Source organism: Rhizobium sp. Root483D2, from assembly GCF_001426685.1.
GTDB lineage: Bacteria > Pseudomonadota > Alphaproteobacteria > Rhizobiales > Rhizobiaceae > Pararhizobium > Pararhizobium qamdonense.
Genome location: NZ_LMFB01000019.1, coordinates 501,382 through 528,351 on the forward strand (window position 1 = coordinate 501,382; position 26,970 = coordinate 528,351).

Annotated in this window: 31 protein-coding genes and 1 tRNA gene; 21 read left to right on the top strand and 11 right to left on the bottom strand. The window is 60.6% G+C overall.

Annotated features, from left to right (window positions below; genetic code table 11):
* Nucleotides 1-9: 9 nt before the first annotated feature.
* Nucleotides 10-597 (bottom strand): YqaA family protein, encoded by a 588-nt coding sequence (locus ASD32_RS18645; RefSeq protein ID WP_060639499.1) that lies wholly within the window; start codon nucleotides 595-597, stop codon nucleotides 10-12.
* Between the two features lie 176 nt (nucleotides 598-773).
* Between ASD32_RS18645 and ASD32_RS18650 the strand changes: the two genes are divergently transcribed.
* The 3 genes from ASD32_RS18650 to ASD32_RS18660 all read left to right on the top strand — a co-directional run bounded on the left by ASD32_RS18650 (nucleotide 774) and on the right by ASD32_RS18660 (nucleotide 3,087).
* Nucleotides 774-858, top strand: a tRNA-Leu gene (locus tag ASD32_RS18650).
* Between the two features lie 269 nt (nucleotides 859-1,127).
* On the top strand, nucleotides 1,128-1,352 hold the full coding sequence (locus tag ASD32_RS18655; protein WP_060639500.1) for a hypothetical protein: 225 nt from the start codon (nucleotides 1,128-1,130) through the stop codon (nucleotides 1,350-1,352).
* A 106-nt stretch (nucleotides 1,353-1,458) separates the two neighbouring features.
* Nucleotides 1,459-3,087, top strand: coding sequence for an AMP-binding protein (locus ASD32_RS18660; RefSeq protein ID WP_060639501.1), 1,629 nt, complete (start codon nucleotides 1,459-1,461; stop codon nucleotides 3,085-3,087).
* Nucleotides 3,088-3,112: 25 nt separating this feature from the next.
* Here ASD32_RS18660 and ASD32_RS18665 read toward each other — a convergent pair whose 3' ends face one another.
* The 3 genes from ASD32_RS18665 to secA form a co-directional block, all read right to left on the bottom strand.
* Nucleotides 3,113-4,396 (bottom strand): GNAT family N-acetyltransferase, encoded by a 1,284-nt coding sequence (locus ASD32_RS18665; protein WP_060639502.1) that lies wholly within the window; start codon nucleotides 4,394-4,396, stop codon nucleotides 3,113-3,115.
* Nucleotides 4,393-5,808, bottom strand: coding sequence for a lipopolysaccharide biosynthesis protein (locus ASD32_RS18670; protein WP_060639503.1), 1,416 nt, complete (start codon nucleotides 5,806-5,808; stop codon nucleotides 4,393-4,395). Before ASD32_RS18670 ends, ASD32_RS18665 begins: the two co-directional genes overlap by 4 nt.
* Nucleotides 5,809-6,229: 421 nt before the next feature.
* On the bottom strand, nucleotides 6,230-8,941 hold the full coding sequence (secA, locus tag ASD32_RS18675; RefSeq protein ID WP_060639504.1) for a preprotein translocase subunit SecA: 2,712 nt from the start codon (nucleotides 8,939-8,941) through the stop codon (nucleotides 6,230-6,232).
* A 228-nt stretch (nucleotides 8,942-9,169) separates the two neighbouring features.
* Here secA and ASD32_RS18680 point away from each other — a divergent pair, with 228 nt between their 5' ends.
* The 6 genes from ASD32_RS18680 to ASD32_RS18705 all read left to right on the top strand — a co-directional run bounded on the left by ASD32_RS18680 (nucleotide 9,170) and on the right by ASD32_RS18705 (nucleotide 13,431).
* Nucleotides 9,170-10,036: a peptidylprolyl isomerase gene (locus tag ASD32_RS18680; RefSeq protein WP_060639505.1), complete on the top strand. Its 867-nt coding sequence runs from the start codon at nucleotides 9,170-9,172 to the stop codon at nucleotides 10,034-10,036.
* A 144-nt stretch (nucleotides 10,037-10,180) separates the two neighbouring features.
* Nucleotides 10,181-11,422: a bifunctional glutamate N-acetyltransferase/amino-acid acetyltransferase ArgJ gene (gene argJ, locus ASD32_RS18685; protein WP_060639506.1), complete on the top strand. Its 1,242-nt coding sequence runs from the start codon at nucleotides 10,181-10,183 to the stop codon at nucleotides 11,420-11,422.
* Between the two features lie 5 nt (nucleotides 11,423-11,427).
* A complete protein-coding gene (locus ASD32_RS18690; RefSeq protein ID WP_244490194.1) occupies nucleotides 11,428-12,201 on the top strand; it encodes a GNAT family N-acetyltransferase in 774 nt (257 codons plus the stop codon).
* A 2-nt stretch (nucleotides 12,202-12,203) separates the two neighbouring features.
* Nucleotides 12,204-12,617: an 8-oxo-dGTP diphosphatase MutT gene (gene mutT, locus ASD32_RS18695; RefSeq protein WP_060639508.1), complete on the top strand. Its 414-nt coding sequence runs from the start codon at nucleotides 12,204-12,206 to the stop codon at nucleotides 12,615-12,617.
* A 194-nt stretch (nucleotides 12,618-12,811) separates the two neighbouring features.
* Nucleotides 12,812-13,129 (top strand): hypothetical protein, encoded by a 318-nt coding sequence (locus ASD32_RS18700; RefSeq protein ID WP_060639509.1) that lies wholly within the window; start codon nucleotides 12,812-12,814, stop codon nucleotides 13,127-13,129.
* Between the two features lie 125 nt (nucleotides 13,130-13,254).
* Nucleotides 13,255-13,431, top strand: a complete 177-nt coding sequence (locus tag ASD32_RS18705) for a Flp family type IVb pilin (RefSeq protein ID WP_060639510.1) — start codon at nucleotides 13,255-13,257, stop codon at nucleotides 13,429-13,431.
* Between the two features lie 28 nt (nucleotides 13,432-13,459).
* On the opposite strand, the gene ASD32_RS18710 is transcribed toward ASD32_RS18705, so the two are convergent.
* Entirely contained in the window at nucleotides 13,460-14,365 is a 906-nt protein-coding gene (locus ASD32_RS18710; protein WP_060639511.1) for a methyltransferase domain-containing protein, read from the bottom strand.
* A 68-nt stretch (nucleotides 14,366-14,433) separates the two neighbouring features.
* Between ASD32_RS18710 and ASD32_RS18715 the strand changes: the two genes are divergently transcribed.
* The 5 genes from ASD32_RS18715 to ASD32_RS18735 are packed head-to-tail and all read left to right on the top strand — an operon-like array spanning nucleotide 14,434 to nucleotide 17,408.
* A complete protein-coding gene (locus ASD32_RS18715; RefSeq protein ID WP_082546813.1) occupies nucleotides 14,434-15,222 on the top strand; it encodes a ComF family protein in 789 nt (262 codons plus the stop codon).
* A 47-nt stretch (nucleotides 15,223-15,269) separates the two neighbouring features.
* Nucleotides 15,270-15,527: a glutaredoxin 3 gene (gene grxC, locus ASD32_RS18720; protein WP_060639512.1), complete on the top strand. Its 258-nt coding sequence runs from the start codon at nucleotides 15,270-15,272 to the stop codon at nucleotides 15,525-15,527.
* A gap of 12 nt (nucleotides 15,528-15,539) precedes the next feature.
* Nucleotides 15,540-16,397, top strand: coding sequence for a carbon-nitrogen hydrolase family protein (locus tag ASD32_RS18725; RefSeq protein ID WP_060639513.1), 858 nt, complete (start codon nucleotides 15,540-15,542; stop codon nucleotides 16,395-16,397).
* Nucleotides 16,394-16,822 (top strand): DUF1178 family protein, encoded by a 429-nt coding sequence (locus ASD32_RS18730; protein ID WP_060639514.1) that lies wholly within the window; start codon nucleotides 16,394-16,396, stop codon nucleotides 16,820-16,822. Before ASD32_RS18725 ends, ASD32_RS18730 begins: the two co-directional genes overlap by 4 nt.
* 1 nt (nucleotide 16,823) lies before the next feature.
* A complete protein-coding gene (locus ASD32_RS18735; RefSeq protein ID WP_060639515.1) occupies nucleotides 16,824-17,408 on the top strand; it encodes a DUF3291 domain-containing protein in 585 nt (194 codons plus the stop codon).
* Between the two features lie 10 nt (nucleotides 17,409-17,418).
* On the opposite strand, the gene ASD32_RS18740 is transcribed toward ASD32_RS18735, so the two are convergent.
* A complete protein-coding gene (locus tag ASD32_RS18740; protein WP_082546814.1) occupies nucleotides 17,419-17,697 on the bottom strand; it encodes a type II toxin-antitoxin system RelE/ParE family toxin in 279 nt (92 codons plus the stop codon).
* On the bottom strand, nucleotides 17,694-17,921 hold the full coding sequence (locus ASD32_RS18745) for a hypothetical protein (protein ID WP_060639517.1): 228 nt from the start codon (nucleotides 17,919-17,921) through the stop codon (nucleotides 17,694-17,696). Before ASD32_RS18745 ends, ASD32_RS18740 begins: the two co-directional genes overlap by 4 nt.
* 298 nt (nucleotides 17,922-18,219) lie before the next feature.
* Between ASD32_RS18745 and ASD32_RS18750 the strand changes: the two genes are divergently transcribed.
* Entirely contained in the window at nucleotides 18,220-18,786 is a 567-nt protein-coding gene (locus tag ASD32_RS18750) for a GNAT family N-acetyltransferase (RefSeq protein ID WP_060639518.1), read from the top strand.
* Nucleotides 18,787-18,819: 33 nt separating this feature from the next.
* Here the strand turns inward: ASD32_RS18750 and ubiG are convergent, their stop codons facing one another.
* Both ubiG and ASD32_RS29660 read right to left on the bottom strand, forming a co-directional pair.
* Entirely contained in the window at nucleotides 18,820-19,566 is a 747-nt protein-coding gene (gene ubiG, locus ASD32_RS18755; protein WP_060639519.1) for a bifunctional 2-polyprenyl-6-hydroxyphenol methylase/3-demethylubiquinol 3-O-methyltransferase UbiG, read from the bottom strand.
* A 419-nt stretch (nucleotides 19,567-19,985) separates the two neighbouring features.
* A complete protein-coding gene (locus ASD32_RS29660) occupies nucleotides 19,986-20,147 on the bottom strand; it encodes a hypothetical protein (RefSeq protein WP_156383229.1) in 162 nt (53 codons plus the stop codon).
* Nucleotides 20,148-20,423: 276 nt separating this feature from the next.
* Here ASD32_RS29660 and ASD32_RS18760 point away from each other — a divergent pair, with 276 nt between their 5' ends.
* The 5 genes from ASD32_RS18760 to ASD32_RS18780 all read left to right on the top strand — a co-directional run bounded on the left by ASD32_RS18760 (nucleotide 20,424) and on the right by ASD32_RS18780 (nucleotide 24,516).
* Complete coding sequence (locus ASD32_RS18760) at nucleotides 20,424-21,074, top strand: DUF1705 domain-containing protein (RefSeq protein WP_244490202.1); 651 nt, start codon at nucleotides 20,424-20,426, stop codon at nucleotides 21,072-21,074.
* Between the two features lie 143 nt (nucleotides 21,075-21,217).
* Nucleotides 21,218-21,880: a response regulator transcription factor gene (locus tag ASD32_RS18765; RefSeq protein ID WP_060639599.1), complete on the top strand. Its 663-nt coding sequence runs from the start codon at nucleotides 21,218-21,220 to the stop codon at nucleotides 21,878-21,880.
* A gap of 2 nt (nucleotides 21,881-21,882) precedes the next feature.
* Nucleotides 21,883-23,229: an ATP-binding protein gene (locus ASD32_RS18770; RefSeq protein WP_060639600.1), complete on the top strand. Its 1,347-nt coding sequence runs from the start codon at nucleotides 21,883-21,885 to the stop codon at nucleotides 23,227-23,229.
* Between the two features lie 319 nt (nucleotides 23,230-23,548).
* Entirely contained in the window at nucleotides 23,549-23,902 is a 354-nt protein-coding gene (locus ASD32_RS18775) for a hypothetical protein (RefSeq protein ID WP_060639521.1), read from the top strand.
* A gap of 2 nt (nucleotides 23,903-23,904) precedes the next feature.
* Nucleotides 23,905-24,516 (top strand): PIN domain-containing protein, encoded by a 612-nt coding sequence (locus ASD32_RS18780; RefSeq protein WP_060639522.1) that lies wholly within the window; start codon nucleotides 23,905-23,907, stop codon nucleotides 24,514-24,516.
* Between the two features lie 39 nt (nucleotides 24,517-24,555).
* Here the strand turns inward: ASD32_RS18780 and ASD32_RS18785 are convergent, their stop codons facing one another.
* Nucleotides 24,556-25,215, bottom strand: a complete 660-nt coding sequence (locus ASD32_RS18785) for a glutathione S-transferase family protein (protein WP_060639523.1) — start codon at nucleotides 25,213-25,215, stop codon at nucleotides 24,556-24,558.
* A 90-nt stretch (nucleotides 25,216-25,305) separates the two neighbouring features.
* Between ASD32_RS18785 and ASD32_RS18790 the strand changes: the two genes are divergently transcribed.
* The gene (locus ASD32_RS18790; protein ID WP_082546816.1) at nucleotides 25,306-25,803 is read left to right on the top strand and encodes a helix-turn-helix domain-containing protein; all 498 of its coding nucleotides are present in this window, start codon (nucleotides 25,306-25,308) and stop codon (nucleotides 25,801-25,803) included.
* 206 nt (nucleotides 25,804-26,009) lie between these two features.
* Here ASD32_RS18790 and ppk2 read toward each other — a convergent pair whose 3' ends face one another.
* The gene (gene ppk2, locus ASD32_RS18795; protein ID WP_060639525.1) at nucleotides 26,010-26,912 is read right to left on the bottom strand and encodes a polyphosphate kinase 2; all 903 of its coding nucleotides are present in this window, start codon (nucleotides 26,910-26,912) and stop codon (nucleotides 26,010-26,012) included.
* Nucleotides 26,913-26,970: the final 58 nt, after the last annotated feature.

Below are 26,970 nucleotides of genomic sequence, written 5' to 3' on the forward strand. Positions count from 1 at the left end.
GGCAAAATCTCAGGCAAGGAAACGGTAGGCGGCGAACATGGCGATCAGCACACCGGCGCAAGCCGCTGCCAGAAGACCGAGACGCTTTTCGATGAAATGGCGGATTTCTTCGCCATAGCGCTGCAAAAGCCAGGCGAGAAGGAAGAAGCGGGCGCCGCGGGCAATGACTGCCGAGACGATGAACAGCCCCAGACTGATATTGGCAGCACCCGACAGGATGGTCACAACCTTGATCGGCGGCAGATGCGCAAGGCCTGATGTGACCAGCAGCAGCACCAGCGTCTCATAGCCGACCGATGCTTTCATCGCCTCGAAGGCTTCGAGCTTGCCATAGAAATGCAGGATCGGCTTTGCCAGGGCCTCAAAGGCGTAATGACCGATATACCAGCCGGCAATGCCGCCGAGAACGGACGCGATCGTTGCCACCAGCGCATAGCGGTAGGCACGCTCGGGCTTGGCCAGCGCCATCGGCAGGAAGAGAACATCGGCCGGAACCAGGAAGACGGAACTTTCGACAAATGCGATGACCGCGAGCCACGCTTCGGCGGATTTCCGGGCGGCAAGCGACATGGTCCAGTCGTAAAGGCGTCGAAGCATCAAGGATTTCCAGTTTCGGTTCCCGCCTTTTAGGCAGGATTGGCCATGCTGTAAATGATTTGCTACAGCGCGAATTGCACAGTTTTGTGATTCCCGGCCCCCGATCTTCAAAATCCCGGTTGACCGTTCCGAAACGGTTCGTGTAAACGCTTTTTGCTACCCCGAAAGGTATCCGTGCCCCGTTGGCGGAATTGGTAGACGCGCCTGACTCAAAATCAGGTTCCGAGAGGAGTGCTGGTTCGATTCCGGCACGGGGCACCATTTCACTTTTTAATCACAGCTGTTGTATTGTGAATCGCTCAGTCGCGCGTATCAATCCTTTTCGCGCGGCGCGTAAGTTGCTTAATTGAAACACAACCATTTCGCGCGCGAATTCGCCATATCACTTTTGGCATGCTCCAAATCAGAACACCTTGCGAAGACGATTAACCGCCTCGTGGCATCGGCGTTGCAAATTGCCGCTGCGGTGACCAATCTGGGACAAATCAAATCCCTCATTGGCACATTCTGCCTTTAACCCGGAGCCGAGCATGTCCCAGTCTGCTGCGTCCTGCGCCATTTTTGATGATATCGATGCGTTGTCCGGCGCGTTGTTTTCCTTTTGCGCGGAGCGTGGCGTTCGTTTGCGCAGCCAGGAAGGCGTCAGTGCGGCCGGTGCCGTCATCGATCTGTTCTTTGCGGGCTACACGACGCAGGACGAATTGCTGGGGGCGTTGAACGACCGGCATAGCCGCGAAGTTGCTTTTGCGTCCTGACGTGCCGGGAACGCGCCACCGGTTCTCAAGGGTCAGCGAGCTTTGGTTGAATTTCCTTGGCCGGAAGTGTTAGGTGCGCTGCAGCGACATTTCTTGCGGCGGGCACATGCTTCCGATCAGCGATACCTATGACAATCTCCGCCGCGATTTCCGTTGGCAGATTCCGGACAAATTCAACATCGGCGTGGCTGTCAGCGATGCCTGGGCAAAGCGCGATCCGGATCGTGTCTGCCTGCAGCATTTCAGCCCCAATGGCGCGCATCTGTCTTTGACCTATGGGGCTTTTTCGGCGCAATCCTCCGCTTTTGCGCAAGGGCTTCTGGATCAGGGTGTCAGGCCCGGAGATCGCGTGGCGATCCTTTTGCCGCAAAGTTTCGAGACGGCAATCGCGCATGCGGGCATCTACAAGCTGGGCGCCATCGCGCTGCCGCTGGCGCTGCTCTTCGGTGTTGAAGCGCTTGAATACCGGCTGCGCGATGCGGGTGCCGTGGCTGTTGTCACCAATCGTTTCGGTTATGAAAAGATTGCAGCGATCCGCAGGGAGCTGCCGGACTTGAAGACAGTTGTTCTGGTGGATGGCGAAGGGCAGGACACGATCGGCTTTTCCGGTCTTGCGCAGACGCCGGCGGCCGATTTTACCGCTGCCGATACGGTGCCGGATGATCCGGCGATGATGATCTACACGTCGGGAACGACAGGGCCGCCGAAGGGCGCGCTGCACGGGCATCGGGTCCTGCTCGGCCATGTCCCCGGCTTCCAGTTCCACCATGCCTTCCTGCCACAGCCGGGCGACCGGATGTGGACGCCGGCCGACTGGGCCTGGGCCGGCGGGCTCCTGAATGCGCTGCTGCCGTCCTTGTTTCTCGGCGTACCCGTGGTGTCGTCTCCCGGCCAGAAATTCGATCCGCATATGGCGTTTCGCATCCTGGAAGAGATGGAGGTGCGCAATGCCTTCATCCCGCCGACGGCGTTGCGCTTGATGAAAGCGGTGGACAATCCGCGTGCACTCTACAGGCTCAATCTGCGCACGATCGGCTCGGCGGGCGAATCGCTCGGGCGCGAAACCTGGGAACAGGCCAGTGCCGCCTTCGGCGTTCCGGTCAACGAGTTCTATGGCCAGACCGAGTGCAATATCGTCCTGTCGTCCGCTGCCAATCTCGGCGTGCTCAAACCGGGCTCGATGGGAAAGCCGGCACCCGGTCATGCGGTTGCGATCATCGATGGAACGGGCAAGAGGCTGCCTGCCGGAACCGTCGGGCAGGTTGCTGTCCGCAGGCCTGATCCGGTGATGTTTCTCGGCTATTGGAACAATGAGGCGGCGACGGCGGCAAAGTTCATCGGCGACTGGATGACGACGGGGGACCAGGGCATCGAGGACGAAGAGGGCTATATCACCTTCTTTGGCCGCGACGACGATGTCATCACCTCGTCCGGCTACCGGATCGGCCCAGGCGAGATAGAGGATTGCCTGGCGGGCCACCCGGCGGTGCAGCTGGCTGCTGCGATCGGCAAGCCCAATCCGGTGCGCACCGAGATCGTCAAGGCCTATGTGGTGCTGAGACCAGATTATGTGGCAAGCGCGGAGCTGGCCGCAGATATTCGCGACTGGGTCAAGACGCGGCTGTCGATGCATGAATATCCGCGCGAGATCGAGTTTCTCGACAGCCTGCCGCTCACCACGTCCGGCAAGGTGATCCGCCGCCTCCTGCGCGACAGGGCGGTCGCGGAGGGTTGATGTGTCTCATTGATCGTACGAGGCTTTAGCGCAGGACGCGGGGTGCCAGCGAGCGGATCTTTTCGCGCAGCAGCCGCGCCATGTTGCGGGTGTTGCGGTAGAGATGCAGCTGGGCCGCCACCTGGCGCACGTCGCGGTCGCGGTTCTGTTTGAGGCCAATCACCAGCGTTCCCATCTCCTCGCGCTCCTCCCAGAAGCGGCTCATGACCGGATGATCGGGAACGGCACAGCTGTCAGAGCGCATGATATTGGCATCGTCGAGATGCCATTCGGTCAGTTCGGCCAGAAGCAGCTTGCCCGGCGAGTATTTGCCATATTGCTCGTCATAGGCGGTTTTCCAGGTATAGGCCTCGCCCGCCATCATGAAGACGATCATCGAGGCAATCGCCGTACCATCGAGATCGATCGTGTGGATGCGGACGCTGTCGGCTTCGGCAAGATTGGTGATTGCCTCGCGCGCAAAGGCGGCGCGGTAGCGGTCGAGCACCATGGCTGTTGCGGCGCGGCCTTTCCAGCCGCTCGCCTCCAGCGCCAGAAATTCTTCCATCCGGACGCGGATATCGGCGGGCTGACGGGCCACATTGTAGGAGACGCGGCCGAGCCGTTCGAGCAGCTTCCATTGGCGGCGCAACTCGCGCAGATGGCCAGCGCTGATGGCATGGCGCAGATAGGTCTGGCCGTCCTGCAGGCTTTCCAGCATCGGCCGGCTGAATGTGTCGGTCACCGTCAGCGGCAGATTGCGGCCGATGGCGACGGCACGGGCCAGCTGGGCGAATTTTCCCTTGAGGCGGATATCGGGCAGCACGAGAACGCCGGGAAGATTTGCCGCAGGCGAGGTGAGCGCCTCGTAGAAATTGTCGATGGTTTCGGCCGCATCTTCCGCGTCGAGCAGAGGCACGCCGAGCGGGCCGAACGGATTGGACCAGGCACGGATGATCGGCGCGCCGATGGAAAAACCCGGCTTCTCGATCGAAAACGGCATCAGGAAACGGATGCGGCTGCGGCGTTCGTCATTGTCGCGGATCAGCGCCAGGCGGATGATACGGTCTTCCAGGCGCGGCATGGCAGGCGCGAGGAAACGGCCGGTGAAGAAGACGTTCGGCTCCATGGCGCGGTTGGAGAGGAAATCGAGTTCGGCCTGCAGTTCATAGCCTTGACGCGCGGGATAAAAGCAAAGCTGGCGGCCGGGGCGGCCGATGGCAATGGTGTTGTCGGCAACGGGCTGGTCCGGCACCGGCTGCGCAAGGCCCCCGAGGATACGGGCCGACCGGCTGTTGGCGTCATCTGGAAAATGCGGATTGCCGGTCATGGGCGGGGTGCCTCTGCTTTGATGGTTCGGGGATCGGCAAAGGCAAAGAGAACGATGCCGAAGGTACGCCGGACAGCGACGTGAAGGAGGATGGCCTCGACGACCATGGCGCCGGCCGTGGCGATCGCCGCGCCGGTCAGCCCGAACATCGGGATCATCGTGACGTTGAGCGCCAGATTGCACACAAGGGCCACTGCATAGAGCGCGACGCACAGTTTTTGCCGGCCAGCCATGGTTAGAAAGGCTTCGGCCGGGCCAACCAGCGCCTTTGCCATGATGCCGGCAAACAGGATGGCCATCAGCGGATAGCCGGAAACGAAGGCGGGGCCAAACAGCGACAGAAGGAACGAGCCGCAGGCAAGCACCATCAGGCCGACGGCGAGCGATGGCCAGAACGACCATTTGGCGCTTTCGATGGCGATGACGGCCAGTTGCTGGCGGTCGGGATTGGCCATGGCGGCGGAAAAGCGTGGTGATGCGGCGGCCTTCACCGAAAACATCACGAAATGCACCAGTGCCATGGTTTTTGCGGCGGCAAAATAGATCGCGACACTTGCCGGATCGAGGTAAAGTCCGACGATAACGACGTCGGAATTGGTCAGCATGAAGCCGAAACCCTCGATCAGAAAGATCGGCAGCGCGACGCGAAACCAGATGCCGAACTCGATACGGCTTGGGCCCTTGACGTAGCGCCGGCGCAAACGCCAGGTCAGGATGAAGAACTGGCTGACGCTGGTTAGGTAGGTGGCCGCCATTGCGGCGATCATCGCGGTGCGGGCCGTATGCGGCTCGCCGATCGCAACCGCCAGCATCATGAAGCCGAGGATGAGGACCGGCCGGATGATATAGGTCGGGCTCATGGCCGAAACCGCCCAGCTATGGGCGCGCGAGGTCCCGTCCATCACGTCGCCAAGCGCAATCATCGGCAGCGAGAAGACCCCGAGATAGAGCGGGACAAGATAATAGCTTTCGATACGTTCGCCGAACAGCCAGAGGCCGCCGATGCCGATGACGGCAACGCCGGTCGCCGACATCAGTGCGAAGATGCGCACCGTCGTCGTCATCCCGCGAATTTCAGCCAGGGCCTCGCGGGCACGGTACTGTGGCAGGAAGCGGATGATGGCGGTGTGGAAGCCAAGGCAGGAGAGGTTTCCGAACAGAACCACCAGCACCCAGACGAAAACGAAGATGCCGTATTCGAACTCGCCCATAACGCGTGCCAGGATGATTTGCGACACGAAGGCGATGGCCGCGCTGACGACACGGATGGCGAAGGCGACAAGCGCCATGCGCTGTGCAAGATGTTTGGGATCGCTGCTCGTCAGCACGGGAATGAGCTTTTCAAGCAGAGGCGATAGCCGCACCCTCAATGCGGGCGGCAGAATTCGTCCAGCCGTTTGACATGCTGCCATGAACAATGGAGTACCCGAAACTACGCAAAACAGAATGTCAGTCTTGACAGAACAGCGTTAACAAAGGGTGCAACCGGGAGCCGCCGGCACGGAGTTTTACAAAGCCGCCGGTGGCTGACAACAGAAAATCATATGCTATTATCGGTTGTATTCGATAGCAGAAGCAGCGAGCGCGAAGCCAGCCCGCGCAACCGGGAAGATGGTCTCCCCGGCTGTGGCAACGGCCTTGCTGTCGAATCTGGAGGTGTTCTATGTGGCAAAAGCCATTTAGCATCACGCTTATGATGCGGAAAACCCGGACGGGCTGGTCAATCGCCGTCCGGATAAATTTCCAAAAGTAAGTCAAAGGCAGACGGGATTGCACTCCCGTCTGCCACTCCAGAATTAAGCGATATCACCTAAAAAATCAAGCTCTCAAAGCTTATGCCTCGAATGCGCCATGGCAATGCTTGTACTTCTTGCCGGAGCCGCAAGGGCAGGGCTCGTTGCGGGAAACCTTGCCCCAGCTGGACGGGTCCTGCGGATTGCGGTTTTCCGGTTCGACGAAGTTCAGGTTGACGCTTTCGGCGAAGTCATCGACGCCGGTGTCGGGATCGATGTGATGGCCGACCATTTCCGGCGGAACCGGCTGCGGCGCTTCGGCGGCTTCACGAACGAGTTCGACGCGCATCAGTTGTGCCGTCACGGCCTGGCGCAGATTGCCCAGCAGTGCCTGGAACAGCTCGAAGGCTTCCGACTTGTATTCCTGCAGCGGGTCGCGCTGAGCATAGCCACGGAAGCCGATGACCGAGCGCAGGTGATCGAGGTTGACGATATGCTCGCGCCACAGATGATCGAGCGTCTGGAGAACCACGGAGCGCTCGACATAGAGCATGATGTCCGGGCCAAAGCGTTCGGCGCGGTCTGCAGCTGCCTTGTCGGCTTCAGCGGTAATGCGCTCGCGGATATCGTTTTCGTCGATGCCTTCCTCTGCAGCCCATTCGACGATCGGCAGGTCGAGGTTCAGCGAATTCTGCACGTCGGTCTTCAGGCCGGTGGCATCCCACTGTTCGGCATAGGCTTTTTCCGGAATGCGCTTGGCAACGATATCCTCGATCACCTCGTGGCGCATGTCGGACACGGTTTCGGAAATATCCGTTGCGTCCATCATCTCGATGCGTTGTTCGAAGATGACCTTGCGCTGGTCGTTCAGAACGTCGTCGTATTTCAGAAGGTTTTTACGCGTGTCGAAGTTGCGGGCCTCGACCTTTTTCTGGGCGCGTTCCAGCGCCTTGTTGATCCAGGGATGGACGATCGCTTCGCCTTCCTTGAGACCAAGCTTCTGCAACATCGAATCCATGCGGTCGGAGCCGAAGATGCGCATCAGGTCGTCCTGCAGCGACAGGAAGAATTTCGAGCGGCCGGGGTCGCCCTGACGGCCGGAACGGCCGCGCAGCTGGTTGTCGATGCGGCGGCTTTCGTGACGTTCGGTCGCCAGAACGTAGAGGCCACCGGCACCCAGCGCGATGTCCTTCAGACGCTGAACCTCGACCTTGATCGCGGCTTCCTTTTCGTCGCGCTCGGGGCCATGTTCCATCTCGCCGAGTTCACGCTCGATGCGCATTTCCAGGTTGCCGCCCAGCTGGATGTCAGTGCCGCGGCCTGCCATGTTGGTGGCGATGGTCACCGCGCCGGGCACGCCGGCCTGCGAAACGATATAGGCTTCCTGCTCGTGGTAACGGGCGTTCAGGACCTGGAAATTGGTGAAGCCGGCGTCCTTGAGCATCTTTGCCAGAAGCTCGGACTTTTCGATCGAGGTGGTGCCGACCAGAACCGGCTGCTGGCGGTCCTGGGATTCCTTGATCTCGGCGATGATCGCCTTGTATTTCTCTTCAACCGTCCGGTAGACTTCGTCGTCTTCATCGATACGCTTGATCGGCAGATTGGTCGGCACTTCGACGACTTCGAGGCCGTAAATATTGCCGAATTCCTCGGCTTCGGTCGAAGCCGTGCCGGTCATGCCGCCGAGCTTGTTGTACATGCGGAAATAGTTCTGGAAGGTCACCGAGGCCAGTGTCTGGTTTTCCGGCTGGATGGTGACCTTTTCCTTGGCTTCCAAGGCCTGATGCTGGCCTTCCGAATAGCGGCGGCCCGGCATCATGCGGCCGGTGAATTCGTCGATGATGACGATCTCGTCGTTGCGGACGATATAGTCCTTGTCCTTCTGGAAAAGCTTGTGCGCCTTCAACGCATTGTTGACGTGATGGACGATCGCGACATTTTCCACGTCGTAGAGCGTCTCGCCCTTCAACAGGTTTGCTTCGCGCAAAAGGTTTTCGAGCTTTTCCGTGCCGTCTTCGGAGAAGTTGGCCGAGCGCTGTTTTTCATCGATCTCGTAATCTTCCGGCGACAGCAGCGGGATGAACCGGTCGATGGTGTTGTAGAGATCCGAGCGGTCGTCGAGCGGGCCGGAAATGATCAGCGGCGTGCGAGCTTCATCGACGAGGATCGAATCGACTTCGTCGACGATCGCGAAGAAGTGTCCGCGCTGGACCATCTGGTTGCGCTCGTACTTCATGTTGTCGCGCAGGTAATCGAAGCCGAGTTCATTGTTGGTCGCGTAGGTGACGTCGCAGGCATAGGCGTCGCGGCGCTGGTCGTCGGTCAGGCCGTGGACGATGACGCCCGTGGTCAGGCCGAGAAACGAATAGATCCGGTTCATCGTCGCCGAGTCGCGGGTGGCGAGGTAATCGTTGACCGTGACGACGTGAACGCCCTTGCCGGCAAGCGCGTTGAGATAGACCGGCAGCGTGGCGACAAGGGTCTTGCCTTCGCCGGTTTTCATTTCCGCGATCGACTTTTCATGCAGGATGATGCCGCCGATCAGCTGGACGTCAAAAGGTCGCAGGCCGAGCGCCCGCCGCGCGCCTTCGCGGGCAACGGCAAAAGCCGGGACCAGCAGATCGTCCAGCGTCTTGCCATCAGCCAGTTGCTGGCGGAACTCAACGGTCTTGGCAGCCAGGGCCTCGTCAGAAAGCGCTTTGGTTTCAGCTTCCAGGGCGTTGATGGCATCGACCTTAGCTTTGTAGCCCCGCACACGGCGGTCATTCGATGAGCCGAAGATTTTGCGGGCGAGGCCGCCGAGACTGACCATAAGAATGGTCCTTTCTTCTATGTCGCCAACGCGGTCAATTTCCGCGAAATACTATGAAACGCCCGGAACTGTTCTGGACGCGAGGTTGCGTGACAGATAAGAGGGGGGTCGAATTATGTCAACGGAGTTGAGGCACGCCAAGGCTACAGAACGGCCACAATCTGATGATGTGGAACGTTTCAGGCCGGCCGTGACCGCGGTTCGGATACCATCGTGGAAGGTATGAGGATGTTGAAATACAAAATGCTTGCGGCAGTTGCCCTGATTGCTGTCATGGCCGCCCAGGGCCCGGCAGCAGCGCAGGACGCGGCCGATCCGGTTATTGCCAAGGTTGGCGATACGGAAATCCACCAGTCCGAGCTCGATTATGCCCTGACCGGCCTTGATCCGCAGCTTGCCCAGCTGCCGGACGACCAGAAGCGCGCCGCAGCCCTTTCCGGCCTGATCGACGTGAAGCTCCTGGCCAAGGATGCGGACAAGGAAGGCCTGCAGAACGATGCGGACTTCAAGAAGCGTCTTGCCTATCTGACCGACCGCGAGCTGCACAACGCCTTCTTCAAGAAGCACGTCGTCGATGCCGTCAAGCCGGAAGAGGTCAAGGCCCGCTACGACGTGGAAATCGCCAAGATCCCGGCGCAGGAAGAAGCCAAGGCCCGCCATATTCTGGTGAAGACCGAGGAAGAAGCCAAGGCGATCATTAAGGATCTGGATGCCGGCAAGGACTTTGCGACCATTGCCAAGGAAAAGTCGACCGATCCGAACAAGGCTGATGGCGGCGATCTCGGCTATTTCACCAAGGACCGCATGGTTCCGGAATTCTCCGAAGCGGCCTTCAAGCTCGAAAAGGGCAAGTATACCGAAGTGCCGGTCAAGACGCAGTTCGGCTTCCATGTCATCCTGCTCGAAGACAAGCGCATGCAGCCACCGCCGCCGTTCGAGCAGGTCGAGCCGCAGGTCAAGCAGCTCGTCATGCGCGACAAGTATATCGAGCTTCTGACCGCAGCCAAGAAGGACGCGGGCGTCGATATTACCGATCCGGCTTTGAAGAAGGCCTATGACGAGGCCAACAAGGCGGAAGCAGAAACCGCAAACTGACGAGATGACGCGTGACCGTTCGTCGTCGGCCGGTCACGCCGTTCTGATATCAAGTGAACGACAAAGGTCCCGGAGGCGTCAGGCTCTTCGGGATTTCGTTTGTGGGCCCGCAGGCCGGGCCATCATCGCTAAACAGGGTTGATCATGTCCGGTTCCGTTTCCCCGCTTGCCCCCAAATCCTTTGCCGACATGCCGCCGGTGCGCGGTGTGCGCATGGCGACAGCCGCCGCCGGCATCAAGTACAAGAACCGCACGGATGTCCTGCTGATGGTCTTCGACGTGCCGGCTGCCGTCGCCGGTGTCTTTACCCGGTCGCGCTGCCCGTCCGCTCCCGTCGATTTCTGCCGCCAGAACCTGTCCGGCGGCCTTGCCCGTGCCGTGGTCGTCAATTCCGGCAATGCCAATGCCTTTACCGGCAAGAAGGGCAGGGCGGCGACGGAACTCACAGCGCAGTCGGCGTCGCAGGCGGTTGGGTGCTCGACCGGTGAGGTGTTTCTCGCCTCCACCGGCGTCATCGGCGAACCGCTGGATGCAACGAAATTTGCTGGCGTTCTCAGCGACATGACCGAAAAGGCGGTAGGCGATTTCTGGTTCGAAGCCGCCAAGGCGATCATGACCACAGACACCTATCCGAAGGTTGCCACCCGCAGCACCGAAATTGGTGGCGTTACCGTCACCATCAACGGTATCGCCAAGGGCGCCGGCATGATCGCGCCCGATATGGCGACGATGCTGTCGTTTGTCGTCACCGACGCGGATATCACGCCGGAAGCCCTGCAGGTTCTGTTGTCCGAGGGCACAGGCCCGACCTTCAACTCCGTCACCGTCGATAGCGATACATCGACCTCCGACACGCTGATGCTGTTTGCAACTGGCGCTGCCGGCAAGGACGGGCAGGCAAAGATCGTCAGCCCAACCGATCCGGCGCTCGATGGCTTCCGTGTGGCCCTCAACGATCTCCTGCGCGATCTGGCGCTGCAGGTGGTTCGCGATGGCGAAGGTGCCCGCAAGATGGTTGCCGTGACCGTTGAGGGCGCAGAGAGCGATGCTGCCGCCAAGCGCATCGGTCTCTCGATCGCCAATTCGCCGCTGGTGAAGACGGCGGTGGCCGGCGAGGATGCCAATTGGGGCCGCGTGGTCATGGCTGTCGGAAAATCCGGCGAGCTTGCCGACCGCGACCGGTTGGCAATCTGGTTCGGCGATGTCCGCGTTGCCGTTGATGGCGAGCGCGATCCGACCTATTCGGAGGCTGCCGCGTCTGCGGTGATGAAGCAGGAAGACATCGCTATCCGCGTCGAGATCGGTCTCGGATCAGGCAGCGCGACCGTCTATACCTGCGATCTGACGAAGGAATATATCGAGATCAATGGCGACTATCGGAGCTGATGGCCGTGCAGAATACGATTTCGAAAGCCGAACTGCCGAACGTGCGCCGTCTGGAGGCTGTCGGCTTTCGCGCCTGGCCGGCGGCTTCGGTCCAGTATGACGGCAGCTGGCTGATCCGTCTGACGGCGGGACATGATTCCAAGCGGCTGAATTCGGTCAATCCGCTCGATCCGTCCGACAGCCGCGATATCGAGGTGCGGCTTCAAAAGGCCGCCAAGCGTTTTTCCGATTATGGCCGCCCGCTCACCGTCCGCCAGACGCCGCTGACCCCGCCGCCGCTGATTGCCTATATGGACGAACAGCAATGGCCGGTTTTCTCTGAGAGCATCGTCATGATGGCCGATATTCCGCCGAACGACACGACGGAATCGATCGAGCACCTGCCGTTGCGCGATGTCGGCCGTTTTGTTGACGCACGTCTGCAGATTTGCGGCGAGAGCAGCCTGGAGAAAGCGGGGCTTGCCGAAATCATCAACGCCATCAAGCCGGAATGCGGACTGTTTCTCTTCGAGGCGCAGGACGAGGGACCGATCGCTGTGTCGCTCGCCGTGCATGACAATGATCTCGCGGGGATCTTGCAAGTGGCGGTTGCCGAGAGCGTAAGACGTCAGGGCGTCGGTAGCGCCATCGTCAATGCGTCGCTGCGCTGGGCGCGTCTGCGGGGTGCCCGCACCGCCTGGCTTTCGGTCGAAGCCGACAATGAGGGCGCTATACAACTCTACCGCAAATTCGGCTTCAAGGATGTCTACCGGTATGCGTACCGGCGGCAAGGAGTTTGACGATGGAGAGTGCCGGCCGGAAAATTCTGCTCGTTGCTGCCTGCGCGCTGGTCGATAGCGATGGCCGGATCCTTCTGGCACAACGGCCCGAGGGCAAGTCCCTGGCGGGACTTTGGGAGTTTCCGGGCGGCAAGGTCGAGCCCGGCGAGACGCCGGAGGAAACGCTGATACGCGAACTGGATGAGGAACTGGGCGTGCGTACCAAGGTCGCGTGTCTGGCGCCTTTGACCTTTGCCAGCCACACCTATGACGATTTTCATCTGCTGATGCCGCTCTATGTCTGCCGGCGTTATGAGGGCGTTGCCTATGGCCGGGAAGGGCAGGCGGTGAAATGGGTCCGTCCCAAGGCCCTGCGCGACTATCCGATGCCGCCGGCTGACGAGCCACTTATCCCCTACTTAATGGATCTGCTCTGATCTAATCCCGGAAATTTCTATTTTATTAATCGAACATTTATCACCCTCCCGCACAATCAGCTTCGAGTAAGTGCCGGTGTCTATTGGTTTGGGGATGATTCCCGTGGCCGATACCGGTTTTTTATAGGCGTCGACATGGTGAAGCGGTGGGTGAGCCGTCTTCAAGAAAACGCACATATTCGAAGAGGCAAACAATGGTCGACGACGATTTTTGGAGAACGGTTCAGGACAAGGATCTGGTGACGACCCAGAGCCGCCGCACCGGTGCGCTTAATCTGTCGCTGCTGTTCGGGACCGCCGTCATCGCGCTGACCCTCATTTTGACGCCGATGCTGTCGAAATCGGACAATAAGGTGATGGCCAACGCGCCGATCGACTACGATAATATCACGACCGGCTCGATCCCGAGCAGCCCGCCGGCCAAGCGCTACACGGTGCGCCGCAGCGTGCTGCAGGAAATGCCGGGCGCAGTCTGCATTATCGACAGTGACGGAAGCAAAAGCGGCTGCTGATGACGTAGAGCCGGGATACCCGGTCTTGCGTTCGTTGCCAGCCGGACAACAATGATATCGCGCGTTGACGTGCTTTTCAGGCGGTATCGCCGGGTTGGGCAAGCGCAGAACAGGCTGGGGAGCACATGACGATACTGAACCGGTTTCTCAACGACAAGTCCGCTGCCACGGCGATCGAATATGGCCTCCTGGCCAGCCTGATTTCGATTGGCATGCTGATCGGACTGACCGCGTTCTCCGATTCATTGCTGGCTGTCTTCCAGACGATTACCAACGCCATCCTCGGCGTCAGGCCGGCTTAGAGCGCCTCCATTCGAAGATGAAGCGCTCTTAAGCGCCGAATTCCTGTTGTTCATCTTTCAGCGGCAATTCCCGCGTGCTCAGCGCGTCGGATAGCCGTTGTTTCGCCGAGCCGGGTTTCAGCGGTTTCTGCTGGCTTTCGTGCGGTGCCCAGCCGGAAATATAAATGATCGAGAAGGTCGCCCTGATGCGGCCATCCGGATCGGCAAAGCGTTCGGCATAGATTTCCGCCGCCCGCACGAAAAAGCTGCGGGTCAGGGGCTTGCGGCTGCGGGCCGAAAGCGGATTGGTCATTCCCATCGACCGCAGATCTTTCAACAGCGAAAACAGCGATGCGTATCGCACCGTGTAGCTTTCGGTATCGGCAACCGGCAGGCTGAAGCCGGCGCGCTGCAAAAGCGCTCCGATATCGCGGACATCGGCAAAGGGAATGACGCGCGGGCTGGCGCCGCCGGTCATTTCGCTTTCGGCCGCCAGGAGAACCTCGCGCAGCTCCTGCAAGGTGCCGGAGCCGGGAATGGCGGCGAGGAAGAGGCCGTCGGGTTTGAGCGCACGGCGCACCTGGATGAACACGCCGGGCGTATCGTTGGTCAGGTGCAGCGATAGCGGCGAGACGATGAGATTGACCGATTCCGGGGATAGCGGCACCGTTTCCAGCGATGCGGCGGAGACCTTTTCATCCGGGGCGGCAAAGGCCGGATCGGTTTCGATGCGCTCGATATCCGTCACTTTGCCGGTTTTTGCGATATAGCGGGCGGTGAGGCCGGTATAGCCGTGCAGTTCGACTGCCTTGTCGAAATGGCGCTCCACGACATCAAGGCGCTCAGACAGTTCCTGGGCGGCGATCTCCAGCAGGAATTGCGCCTTGGGGTCGCCGTTGCGAAAGGCGCGCTTGCGGCGGGCCTCGATGAGCGTCTGGTCGAAAACGATATCCATGGCTTTGCTGTCCTGATCACTCAAAAATCTGATCGCAATGAAACCCGGCCCGCCGTAAAGTCAACCTCATGGCGGATGATGGGGCAGAAAATCCGGGATGGCGGCTGGCCAAAGGGCTGCGGGGAGGCCTGCGCGGTCTGATGGCGGCGGCGGTCGATGCCGTCTATCCCCCGGTTTGCGCCGGTTGCGGCCGTTTGACCGGGCAGCATCGCGGCGTCTGTCCCGCCTGCTGGGCGACGTTGCGGTTGATCGAGCGGCCCTATTGCGAGGTCCTGGGCCTGCCGTTTTCCCATGATCTGGGCGCGGGCATCCTGTCGGCCGATGCGATCGCCAATCCGCCGGTGTTCGAGCGGCTGCGCTCGGCTGCCATCCATGACGGCATTGCCAAGGCGCTCGTCCATGGTTTGAAATATCGCGACCGCACCGATCTCGCCGTGATGATGGCGCAATGGATGATCCGGGCGAGCGACGGCACCGTTGCGGCTTGCGATGCAATCGTCCCGGTGCCGCTGCATGCGTTCCGGCTGTTTGGCCGCAAGTTCAACCAGTCGGCCGAGCTTGCCCGGGCCATCGCCCGCAGTTCCGGCAAGCCATATCTCGCGACGGTGCTGATCCGCCACCGGCGCACCGCGCAACAGGTTGGGCTGGGCGCCAGCCAGCGTGCGGAGAACGTGCGGGGCGCTTTCTCGGTGACGGAGGACGGCCGGGCGGCGCTGTTTGGCAAACGGATCGTTCTCGTCGATGACGTCTATACGACGGGGGCTACCGTTTCGGCGGCGACCCGGGCGCTGAAGAGGGCGGGGGCAGGCGATGTGACGGTTTTGACCTTTGCAAGAGCCATGTCCGGCCTTATATGACACGGTATGTGTACTGGCGCAGGGCCGGTGAAGGAGCAGATCAACTCATGGCTTCGGTTGTCATTTATACCCGTCAATTCTGCGGCTATTGTTCCGCAGCCAAGAAACTTCTGGAAACCAAGGGCGTGCAGTTCGAGGAGCATGACGCAACCTATGCTCCGGAAATTCGCCAGAAAATGATCGAGCGGTCGAATGGCGGCACGACCTTCCCGCAGATCTTCATCAACAATGCCCATATCGGCGGCTGCGACGACCTGCATGCGCTGGAACGCGCCGGCAAGCTCGACGCGATGCTTGCGGCGTAAGGAGACGCTTCAATGACGTTCAAGGCCGCAGCGATCCAGATGTGTTCCGGTGTCGATCCGGCCGAAAATGCCGGGACGATGGCAAGGCTCGTGCGCGAGGCAGCTGCCCAGGGCGCTACATACGTGCAGACGCCGGAAATGACCGGCGCTCTGCAGCGCGACCGCGCGGCGATGAAGGCTGCGCTTCGTGACGAGGGCAGCGATCTGATCGTGGCCGCAGCATCGAAACTTGCCGGCGAATTGCGCATCCATCTGCATGTCGGCTCAACGGCGATCGGCCTTGCCGATGGCAAGATGGCCAATCGCGGCTTCCTGTTCGGCCCCGATGGCAAAAAGATTACCCATTACGACAAGATCCACATGTTCGACGTCGATCTCGACAATGGCGAAAGCTGGCGCGAAAGTGCCGCCTATACGCCGGGGGCGACCGCAAAGCTGGTGAGTCTACCGTTCGGCAAGCTCGGCTGCGCCATCTGCTACGACGTTCGCTTCCCCGAGCTGTTCCGGGCGCAGGCAGCGGCGGGTGCTGAGATCATGTCGGTGCCGGCAGCCTTCACCCGCCAGACCGGCGAGGCGCATTGGGAAATCCTGTTGCGCGCGAGAGCGATCGAGAACGGCATGTTCGTCATCGCCGCCGCCCAGGCCGGGGTGCATGAGGATGGCCGCGAGACTTTCGGGCATTCGATGATCATCGATCCGTGGGGACGCGTTCTGGCCTCGGCCAGCGGTACCGGCGCGGGCATCGTGATCGCCGATATCGACATCACCCAGGTTGCGGCGGCGCGGGGCAAGATTCCTAACCTCAAGAACGGCCGGCCGTTCCAGCTCGAGGAGGTGCCGCTCAGCGCCTCCGGGGACGTGGCCGCTTGATCAAATACACGCTTGCCTGCGACAACGGCCATTCGTTCGAGGGATGGTTCTCCTCCGGCGCCGATTTCGACCGGCAGGCGGAGCTTGGCCTTGTGTCCTGTCCCGTCTGCGGCTCTGCCACGGTCGGCAAGGAGCTGATGGCGCCTTCGGTTTCGACGGCCCGCAAGAAGGACGAGACCAAGGTGCTGATGATGGATCAGGCCCGCAAGGAAGCGGTGGCCAAGATCCGCGAACTGGTCACGTCCATCCGCGACAATGCCGAGGATGTCGGGACAAAGTTTCCCGAGGAAGCCCGCAAGATCCATTATGGTGAGGCCGAGCAGCGCGGGCTGATCGGGCAGGCGACGATCGACGAAGCCAAGGCGCTTCTGGAGGAAGGCATCGAGATTGCCGCCCTGCCGGTGTTGCCGGACGACGTGAACTGACATGACGGCGGGCGGACCTCGTCTGGCCATCTACAATTTCGGCCTGCATGCCGGGCCAGAAGGCGACCCTCGCGTCGAGGGTTTCGTGTTGCGCGAGCCAGCCAATTTCGAGGCTGCCGCGCGGGCATCCGGTTTCATCGGCCGCTCCGGCTATCGCGGCGTTCCGGGACCGCGCAGCTGGGGCCAGCAGGTTTTTCCGCGTTTCATCGAAGGTAGCGGTTTTGACAGCGCGCCGTCCTCCTTGTCGCTCTGGACCGATATCGAATCGTTGATGGCATTTTCCTATCATGGCGTTCACGCCGACGCGTTGAAGAACGGGCGCAACTGGAACATCAAACCCAGCTGGCCGCCGCTTGTGCTCTGGTGGGTGGACGGGCACCGCGTGCCCGACTGGCAGGACGGCGCCGGGCGGCTGGAATATCTCCACGATCACGGCGCGTCCGGCAGAGCCTTCACCTTTAAAGAACCCTTCACCGCCGGGGGTGAAGCCTATGCGATCGACCGGAACAAAGTCCGGCGGATTGCGCAGGAGAATGCCAAGGGGCAGGCCGATCTGCTTGCGCATGTGCTGACGTTGAAAGTCTAGCACGGGGCTTTTATTTTAACGGACGCCGCATGGCGTGGCGAAAGCGTTGCACCACGATTTCGTCAGCACCTGCGTAATAGTCAATCAAATAGGGATAAGGCGTTAGGAAAACGCGGCGGACGCCCGAGATTTTTGTTTTGCTGCCCGTATGGGGATATTGTTGCAGCAATGTCAGGATGAGCGCCATGCGGGCTGCCACTTTTGCGGCCCCTTGGGGTGACTGCTTCGCGAGGTAACCCAGCGCCTCGTCGATCTGGTGGAGCGCTCGTTTTGAATAGCGTAGTTTCACAGGCGATATTTGGACAATATGGTTTGCACCTCGGCTTCGGTGGCAAATTCTCCCCGCGCCATTTCGGCTTGGGCCTCAATCAGATCAGCCTCCTCTTCCGGCGACAGTTCGATGACCCGCTCATCATCCCCGGCATAGCTGAGCATCATGCGGGCGATATCGTCCTGCATTTCCGTAGGGAGATTCCGTGCGGCTGATACCGCCTGTTCCAGAAGCTTTGTCATTCGCAGAGTGTGCCTTGGATCGATCGAAAAAAAAACCGAAATCGTCGCGCCTGACCGTGCTGACGGTCTTATAACGCTGTCAAAGAACTGAACGGCCGAGGCGAGAATGTGGTCCTTCTGGTCCGATCTTTGACAGCCTAGCACGGCGGTACAAGGCGGGGATGATGGTGTCTTTGCTTTTTGCCACAGGCCCGGTATCTGAGGTCTTGGCTGATCCTTGGCAAAAGTGCTGCACTCTTTTAATTCAACGGCTTGATATCCATCTGTGGGCCGTGTTCAGACTGGAGTTTTAAGACCGATGGATTTTTCCGATCTTCGCTTTTCCACGCAACGCCTGGACATCCGGCGGTTCGTGCCCGCCGATTTTGCGGCATTCCAAGCCTATCACCGCCTGCCGGAGGTCTATCGCTATCTGTATGCTGAGCCGCTCGATGACGCCGAAGCTGCCGAAAAATTCGAAAGAGCGTGTGTGCCCCGGCTTCGCAAGAAGGGCGATGCCGCCGTGTTTGCGGTTGAGCGCCGCGAGGACGCAGCCGTCATCGGCGAAGTGGTGCTGAAGCTTGAAAGCGCGATCGCGCGGCAGGTGGAGGTCGGCTATATCTTCAATCCGGCCTTTGCGGGCAAGGGGTATGCGACGGAAGCGATGCGGGCCATTCTGGATTTCGCGTTTTCAACACTCAACTTCCACCGTGCCTTTGCAAGGCTCGATGCCGCCAATGCAGGGTCAGTCGGGGTGGTCGAGCGGTTGGGGATGCGGCGCGAGGCGCATCTGATCCAGAACGACCAGTTCAAGGGCGTCTGGGGCGACGAGTTCATCTATGCGCTGCTGCGCGACGAATGGATGGCGCGGCAGAGCGGCGCCTGACAAGCCGGTACGGCGGTCCAGGGAAGCCTTTCTTTACGCCGGGCGTTTGGCGACGATCATGTAGTTGACGTCCATGTCCTTCGACAGGTTCCACTGGTTCGACAGTGGGTTGAAGAAGACGCCGGTGCGGTCGGTGACTTGCATGCCGCTGGCGGTAATGGGCTTTTCCAGTTCTTCCGGGCGCACCAGCTTGTCATATTGATGGGTGCCGCGCGGCAGCCAGCGCAGGACATTTTCGGCGGCAAAGATAGCGAGCGCTGCCGCTTTCATCGTGCGGTTGATGGTGGCGACGAACATCAGGCCGCCGGGACGCACCATCGAAGCGCAGGTGCTCATGAAGAATTCGACATCGGCGACATGCTCGACCACTTCCATATTGAGTACGACATCGAAGGTCTCGCCGGCTTGCGCCAGCGCCTCCGCGGTGACAGCGCGGTAATCGACCGCAACGCCGCTGCCGGCCGCATGGGTTCTGGCGATCATGATATTCTTTTCCGAGGCGTCGGCGCCGACCACATCGGCCCCCATGCGGGCCATCGGCTCGGACAGAAGACCGCCGCCGCAGCCGATATCGAGGATGCGCAAGCCCTTCAGCGGCTGCAGCGCCTTGGCCTCGCGGCCGAAATTGTCCGAGACGCGGTCGCGGATATAGGTGAGACGGACCGGATTGAACTTGTGCAATGGCCGGAACTTGCCCTTCGGATCCCACCATTCGGCGGCCATGGCGGAAAACCGGTCGACTTCGTTCTGGTCGATGGTGCTGCGGGCCTGCTCGGTCATGATCGGAACTCCTTGGACTTTACCCCTGGTGAAGTCGGACGATCGGGTATGAAAGTCAAGGGTTGGCAGTGTCGCGGGATGGGGGACGGGAGTTCTCAGCGTTGGCCCTGTTGACCCCCTCTCCTGCAAAATCTAGGACTTAGCTGCGCTAAGATCTTGATTTTGCTTTCTCCCCCGCCGAGGGGGAGAAAGGGCTGTGGCGTTCGCTTTCACCCTCCCCTTGAGGGGGAGGGTCGGAGCGAAGCTCCGGGGTGGGGTGATTTGCGGCGTATCCGATTGACGATGGTGTTCGTGGTGGGTCACCCCCACCCGCGACTGCGTCGCGACCTCCCCCCTCAAGGGGGAGGTGGAACGGTGGCGCCACCTTTGTAGGTGTTTCCAGACTGTGAGGCAGCCGCAAGCACGTCTGGTTTCGCGCGCTAAAGTTTCGCTTTGTCCACGCTCATTGCCGCAGCCGAGGACAGGCGGTGTGCCAGTGCGGAGGATTGGGATCCGGAAGACTGGATCAGCGGGATCAGGACGATCACCAGGATGAGGGTGGCGATATAGACCGGTCCGAGAGGAATTCGACGCGCTTTCAAATAGCAATCTCCAGTGTTGACATGAAACGTGCCTGGGAATTCTGACAGCAGCCTGAACGCGCCAATGCGCGCGCGCCTGTTGTTTTCCCGGCAAAAGCTCCGTCCTGCCCGGCCTAGCGTTCAGGCTCCTGTCAGAAAAGCGGACCAGATGTGCCGGGGATGGAGACGGCTGCGGCGTGGCACGCGGCCAATGGACCGTGGCTGGGGCTTTGGACCGGCGGGCGGGCTGCGGCCGGATCCATCCTTTTCGATGTTTTGCAGGAGAGTTGCTTGCCGGTGCATAGCCTACCAATCGCCACGCCGCGCGTGTTGCGCCCGGTCATCGGTAGCGAGATGTTGAGCCTGATCGTGGCGTTTTATCTCGTCTTCCTCACCAACAGGACGTTCTGGTCGAAGGCGGCCGGCTATCTCGGGGCGCCAAGCACGGCGCTGTTTTTGCTCGTCATCGGGCTTTTTTCTCTGTTTTCGGCGCTCTGCGTCATGGTTTCCGTGAAATATCTGACGAAACCGTTTTTCATCCTGCTGATCATCATTGCCGCCGCCAGCGCGCGCTTCATGGATACGTTTGGCACCATTATCGACGTCGATATGATCCGCAATGTGGCCCAGACGGCTGGCTCCGAAGCCGGCCATTTCCTGACTGCGGGTTTCATCATCCATATGCTGCTGTTTGGGGTCGTGCCCTCGCTGCTGATCGTGCTGGTGCGGATCAGGCACCGGCCTTTCTATCAGAAGTTCAAGATCAACCTCGTGTTGATCCTGTGTCTTCTGGCCGTTTTCACCTCCGTCAGCACTGCCAATATGCGCACATTTGCAGCTGCCCTGCGCCAGCATCGCGATCTCGCCGCAACGGTCAATCCTGTGGCGCCCATCGTCAGTGCGGTGCGCTATGCCGTGGCGGCACGCCGGATGCACACCGCGTCCTAAGCGGCTGGCGAGATGTTTCGATCATACGGCCTGCTCTCTCAAGGGGGCGGGGCAATTTGCCGTGGCCTCAAAGCCGTTTGACGGCGCAGCCCAAAGAGGAAATAAGAATGCCGGTGGAATTGACCGATAGGGGGACCGGCGGTTTGCGTGTTCTGCTCGTCGAGGACAATGAAATATTGGGCGAGGCGGTGCGCGATCACATCGCCGCAGCCGATCATGCGGTCGATTGGATGAAGACGCTGGATGATGCGCGCATATCCTTGCGCACCGTGGCCTATGGTCTTGTCCTGCTCGATCTGCGCCTGCCGGATGGCAGCGGCATTGCGCTCCTGAAGGAATTGCGCGCGGCCGGCAATGCGACGCCGGTGATCATCCTGACTGCCCATGACCAGATTTCCGACCGGATCGAAGGCTTGAACAGCGGTGCCGACGATTATCTGGTCAAGCCGTTCGATCTGGGCGAACTGTCTGCCCGCATGCTGGCCGTCATCCGCCGCTACGGCGGCAATAATGCCCCTATGATCCATTATGGCGAGCTGAAGATCAGCCCGGTGGACCGGCGGGTTTTTGCCGGTGAGGTTGAGGTTGGCCTTTCCGGACGCGAATGGGCGGTGCTCGACACGCTTTTGGCGCGGCCGGGGGCGATCATTTCCAAGGCGCAGATCGAGGAGGCACTGTATGCGTTCGGCTCCGAGATCGAGAGCAATACGGTGGAGGTCTATGTGAGCCGCCTGCGCAAGAAGCTCGGGCGTGACCATGTCGTGACCGTGCGCGGCGTCGGCTACAAGATCGGGGCGACGGCGTGACGGTGCCGAAAAACCGCACGCGCAGCATAACCAGTCGGCTGATCCTGTGGCTGACCGGCTTGATCGTGGCTTTCTGGTTGATTGCCGCAGGTCTTGGCGTTGCGGTGATGAAGGATGAGTTCGGCGAATTCTTCAACGGCTCGCTGCAGGAAACGGCCGAGCGGCTGGTGCCGTTGGTGCTGGACGATCTTCAAAGGCGCGAAGGGCCGCCATCGCCCCGGCATTTTCAAAGCGAAGCCGAGGATCTGGGAGAGGAATATCTGGTCTACCAGGTTCGCGACGCGGCCGGAAAGATCCTCATCCGCTCGCATGATGCGCCGATGGAGCCCTTCGACGTGCCGCTCAAGCGCGGCTTCTTCGAAAATGACAGCTTTCATTTCTACACCGCAAGCTCTGCCGACGGCATGACCTTCGTGCAGGTTGCCGACGCCATGGACAATCGCAACGAGGCGGTGACGGAAGGCAGCATGGCGCTGTTCCTGCCGGTTCTGGTGCTGATCCCGGTCAGCATCCTGTTGATCTTTCTGATCGTGCGCCGGGCGCTCGTGCCCGTCGATGATCTGCGCGAGGCGATCGAGGAAAAGGACGGCGGCAACCTGGCGCCGGTGCCTTCCAGCATGTTGCCACGGGAGCTGCGGCCGATCGCCAGCTCCGTCAACCGCCTCTTGAGCCGGCTGCAGGCTGCCTTCGATGCCGAGCGGGAATTTACAGCCAACAGCGCACATGAGTTGCGAACGCCGATCGCCGGCGCCCTGGCGCAGACGCAGATGCTGATCGCCGAGCTTGAGGGACCGCGCAAGCGGCGCGCCCAGCAGATCAGGATATCGCTGACCAATCTCAGCCACACGACCGAAAAACTGCTGCAGCTGGCACGCGCCGAAGCCGGCATCGGCGCCGGAACCGTGACCGTCGATCTGGCGCGGGTATTGGAACTGGTGGTGACGGATTTCCAGCGCAGCGATCCGGACGCAAGGCGCCTGCAGCTTTCGCGCGCGCCGGGGGCCTTGCTGGAGGGGCACTATAGCGAAGATGCCTTTGCGATCGTGTTGCGAAACCTGATCGAAAATGCCCTTCTGCACGGCAATAGGGACGAGCCGGTGCACATCAGCCTGGAAACAGGCGGCGTGGTCCGCATCGTCAACGGCGCTGCAGTCCTGCCGCCGGACGAACTGGCGGCGGTGCGCAAACGTTTCGGCCGCGGAGCGACGACATCGCCGGGCTCGGGGCTCGGCCTGTCGATCGCCGAGCGGTTGTTGCAGCAGATGAATGCCGGTTTCGACGTGCGCTCTCCCGCTACGGGCCGATTGGGCGGGTTCGAGGTGGTGATGCGGTTTGGGGATGCTGGGTGATCGGTGTGACCTTCCCTCTTCTCCCCGGCGGGGAGAAGGTGGCGCGAAGCGCCGGATGAGGGGGGCGGTACGCACAGAACCCGCCGAACCGCCCCCTCATCGCCTCGCATGCGCTCAGCACTTCTCCCCGCTGGGGAGAAGGGGGAGACTGCGGTAAGCCCTTCATCCGCCTTCCGGGTACCTTGTCTACGGAGGTAGGGATGGGGAAAAGCGGTGGCCTTCGCGGGAGCCGTCTGCACGGCTTTCAGCTCAACGTACAGGTTGTTCAGTGGCACCGTTTGAGCTATATAGAAACGCTGTGTTTCTATAGGAGGCTGCGATGTCATCCACAATTTCGGCCAATGTCGATAGCAAGACTGCCACGAAGTTAAAGGGAGTGGCTTCGATGGAAAACCGGTCGGTATCGAATGCGGTTTCGAGCGCCATCACGGTCTTTGTCGGGCTTCCCAAGGGCGTGCGGGATTTTTTACTCGAGTTGAACGCGCAAAACGATCAGGACACGATCAACAGACTGGGGCGCGAGATGATGGCGGCGGCGGCGCGGGTTCGGCTTGAGAAGGCAACGGCCGATCTTGCATCCGAGCAGCGTTTCGGAGGTCCAGGGGATGCTTCCAGCGAGATCGACATGATGGAAGAGGCAACGGCTCTCAGCCGCGCCGCGCGCCGGACGTAACCATGGATCGTGCGGTCCGTGTGTTGCTCGATGTCAACATCTTCGTGGGCAACATCATGGCGTATGACCGTGGTCATACGGGAAGCGCAAACCAAACCCTGGTATCCATGCTCGCCCGGCATCAATGGGGCATGACGGACAGGGCGCAGCTCGTCATCTCTTTCGAGATGATCGAGACGCTCGAAACGGTTCTTCTCCGCCACCAATTTCCAGCGGAACGCGTCAGCGGGTATTGCAGTTCGATTATCGACATCATGAAATACGGCCCGGATGCGCTCGATCCCTATCTCATATTGGCAGGGGAGGAGCGTTTCGCGATGTCCGATGCGGAGGATGCGGGCGTGTTGGCCACGGCCTTCGGTGCCAATGCCGACATTCTCGTGACGGACAATTTGAAAGATTTTATGACCAAGGATGCTGATGTCATCGATACGCAAGTGGTCGTCACGGCGTCTTCCGGCCGGCGAACCCTTCAGGCTCTCAGGTATGAGGCCGCCGACCTCATTGTCGCGCACCCGTTCGATGTCATGCACTGGCTGCGGCTGGGTTACGATTTTACGCCCAGCAGGCTTTGGAATTCTCTTCAGAGATCCGGAAAATCGTCCGGCCTTTGAGGTAGCGCTCTTCGCCGTGCTGTAGCGAAGAGCGTACTCTCAATCCCTGTCAGGTGCGCCGAGGGGGAAGAAGGAGCGGTAGGGGCGGGCTTCTTCGATGGCGCGGGCGAAGGAGGGGCGGGCGAGGAGGCGGGTGCGGTAGGCGCGGACATTTGGGAAGGTTTCGGCGATCGGATGCACCCAGTCGGCGTAGAAGAGCGAGGGGCAGGCGGCGCAGTCGGCGAGGCTGAACGTATCGCCTGCCGCCCATTCGCTTTTCGCCACGACGCCGTCGAGCCAGCCATAGGCATCGTCAAGCATCGCCTTTGCCTCGGTGACGCCATAGGGGTCGCGATCGGTTTCCGGGCGGATCTGGTTGAACACGACTTTCTGCATCGGGGTCATGACGTAATTGTCGAAGAAGCGGTCCATCATCCGGGTGCGCAGCGCGGCCTTTGGCTCTTCGGGGATCAGGCGGACGCTGCCGGGATAGGCCAGCATCAGATATTCGATGATGATGGTCGCTTCCATGACAGCGTTTTCACCGTCCTTCAGCACCGGAAACCGCTTGATCGGCCAGATCGACTGCCATTCCTCGATCGTGGCGGGTTCTTCAGGCGCGAGCATCCGGTAGTCGAACGCGGTGCCGTTTTCATAGATCGCCACCAGAACCTTCTGGCAGTAGGATGAAAACGGGTGGGCAAAGAGCTGCGGTGTCATCATATCCTCCCAAACTGATTTCAATATGCAACTGGTTGTTTTGTACGATAACTGATCCTATATTGCAAGCGGTTTAGCGAAGGACATGCCGTGGACAATTTGCAGCGATCAGGATGCCCGATCAATCTGACCCTGGAAATGCTTGGCGACCGCTGGAGCCTGATTGTCATTCGCGACCTGATGTTTGGCAACCGGCGGCATTTTCGTGACCTTCTCACCCATTCGGAAGAGGGGATCGCCTCCAATATCCTCGCCGACCGGCTGAAGCGGCTGACCGAGAGCGGACTGCTGTCGCGCCGCGACGATCCCAGCCACAAGCAGAAGGGCATTTACAGCCTGACCGAACCGTCGATCCAGCTGGTGCCGCTTCTGGCGCAGATGGGCGCCTGGGGCAGGCGGCATACGCGGGCATCCGAGGAACTCTCGATCCGCGCCGAGTTGCTGGAAGAGGGCGGACCGGCGATGTGGACCGATTTCATGGTGGAATTGCGCAGCCTGCATCTGGGCGCGCCGGCGCCTGAGCGCTCGGTGTTTGCGGAGCTGCGGGCGGCCTATCTGGCTGTGGTGGCGCGGAATGCGGCGGAGTGATCGTGGCGGGGGTGTGACTGACCGTTGCGGGGGCGCCCCTCACCCTAGCCCTCTCCCCGCTTGCGGGGAGAGGGGACGACGGAGTTTGCGGCTTGCGGGAAGAGGGAGACCGGGCTTGCCGCAAGTTCCTTCTCCCCGTTTACGGGGAGAGGTGCCCGATGGGGCGGATGAGGGGCTTTACCCCAAACGCTGGCTTCCGGCTCCGGTCAATACACTTCCGGCACATACATTTCCGGCGGGACCGGGTGGCGGGTGTAGTCGTCGTGGCGGACGCGTTCGGGCAGGACGAGTTCGGGTTTCGGTACATCCTCGTACGGAATCTGCGCCAGCAGATGGGCGATGCAGTTAAGCCGGGCCTTCTTCTTGTCGACCGCCTGGACGACCCACCACGGGGCTTCCTCGATATGAGTTTTCGCCAGCATCTCTTCCTTGGCCTTGGTGTAGTCCTCCCAGTGGATGCGGCTTTCCATGTCCATCGGCGACAGCTTCCACTGTTTCAATGGATCATGGATGCGCATCTGGAAGCGGAATTCCTGTTCCTCGTTGGTGATCGAGAACCAGTATTTGATCAGGATAATGCCGGAGCGCACCAGCATGCGTTCGAATTCCGGGACAGTGCGGAAGAACTCATCGAGCTCTTCGGGCGTGCAGAAGCCCATGACGCGCTCGACGCCGGCGCGGTTGTACCAGGAGCGGTCGAACAGCACCATTTCGCCTGCAGTCGGCAGCTGCGAGACGTAGCGCTGGAAATACCATTGGTTTTTCTCGCGCTCGGTCGGTGCGGGCAGGGCAACGACGCGGCAGACGCGCGGATTGAGCCGCTGGGTGACGCGCTTGATGGCGCCGCCCTTGCCGGCGCTGTCGCGGCCTTCGAACAGGACGACGACCTTGAGTTTCTTGTATTGCACCCAGTCCTGCAGGCGCACCAGTTCGTGCTGCAGCCGGAACAGTTCGCGAAAATAGATCTTGCGTTCCAGCGACGGTTCGGCAGGCCCCGACATGCCCTCTGCAACCAGCTCGTCCAGCCGGTCTTCTTCCATCTGCATTTCCAGCTCCTCGTCGAAGCTGTCGGCAATTTCCGCCTTGATGCGGTCGAGTTGGTCGATCATTGGTCACATCCCCGTTGGTCGCGGGCACAGGAGCAGGGTTTGATGACAGGTATGTGAC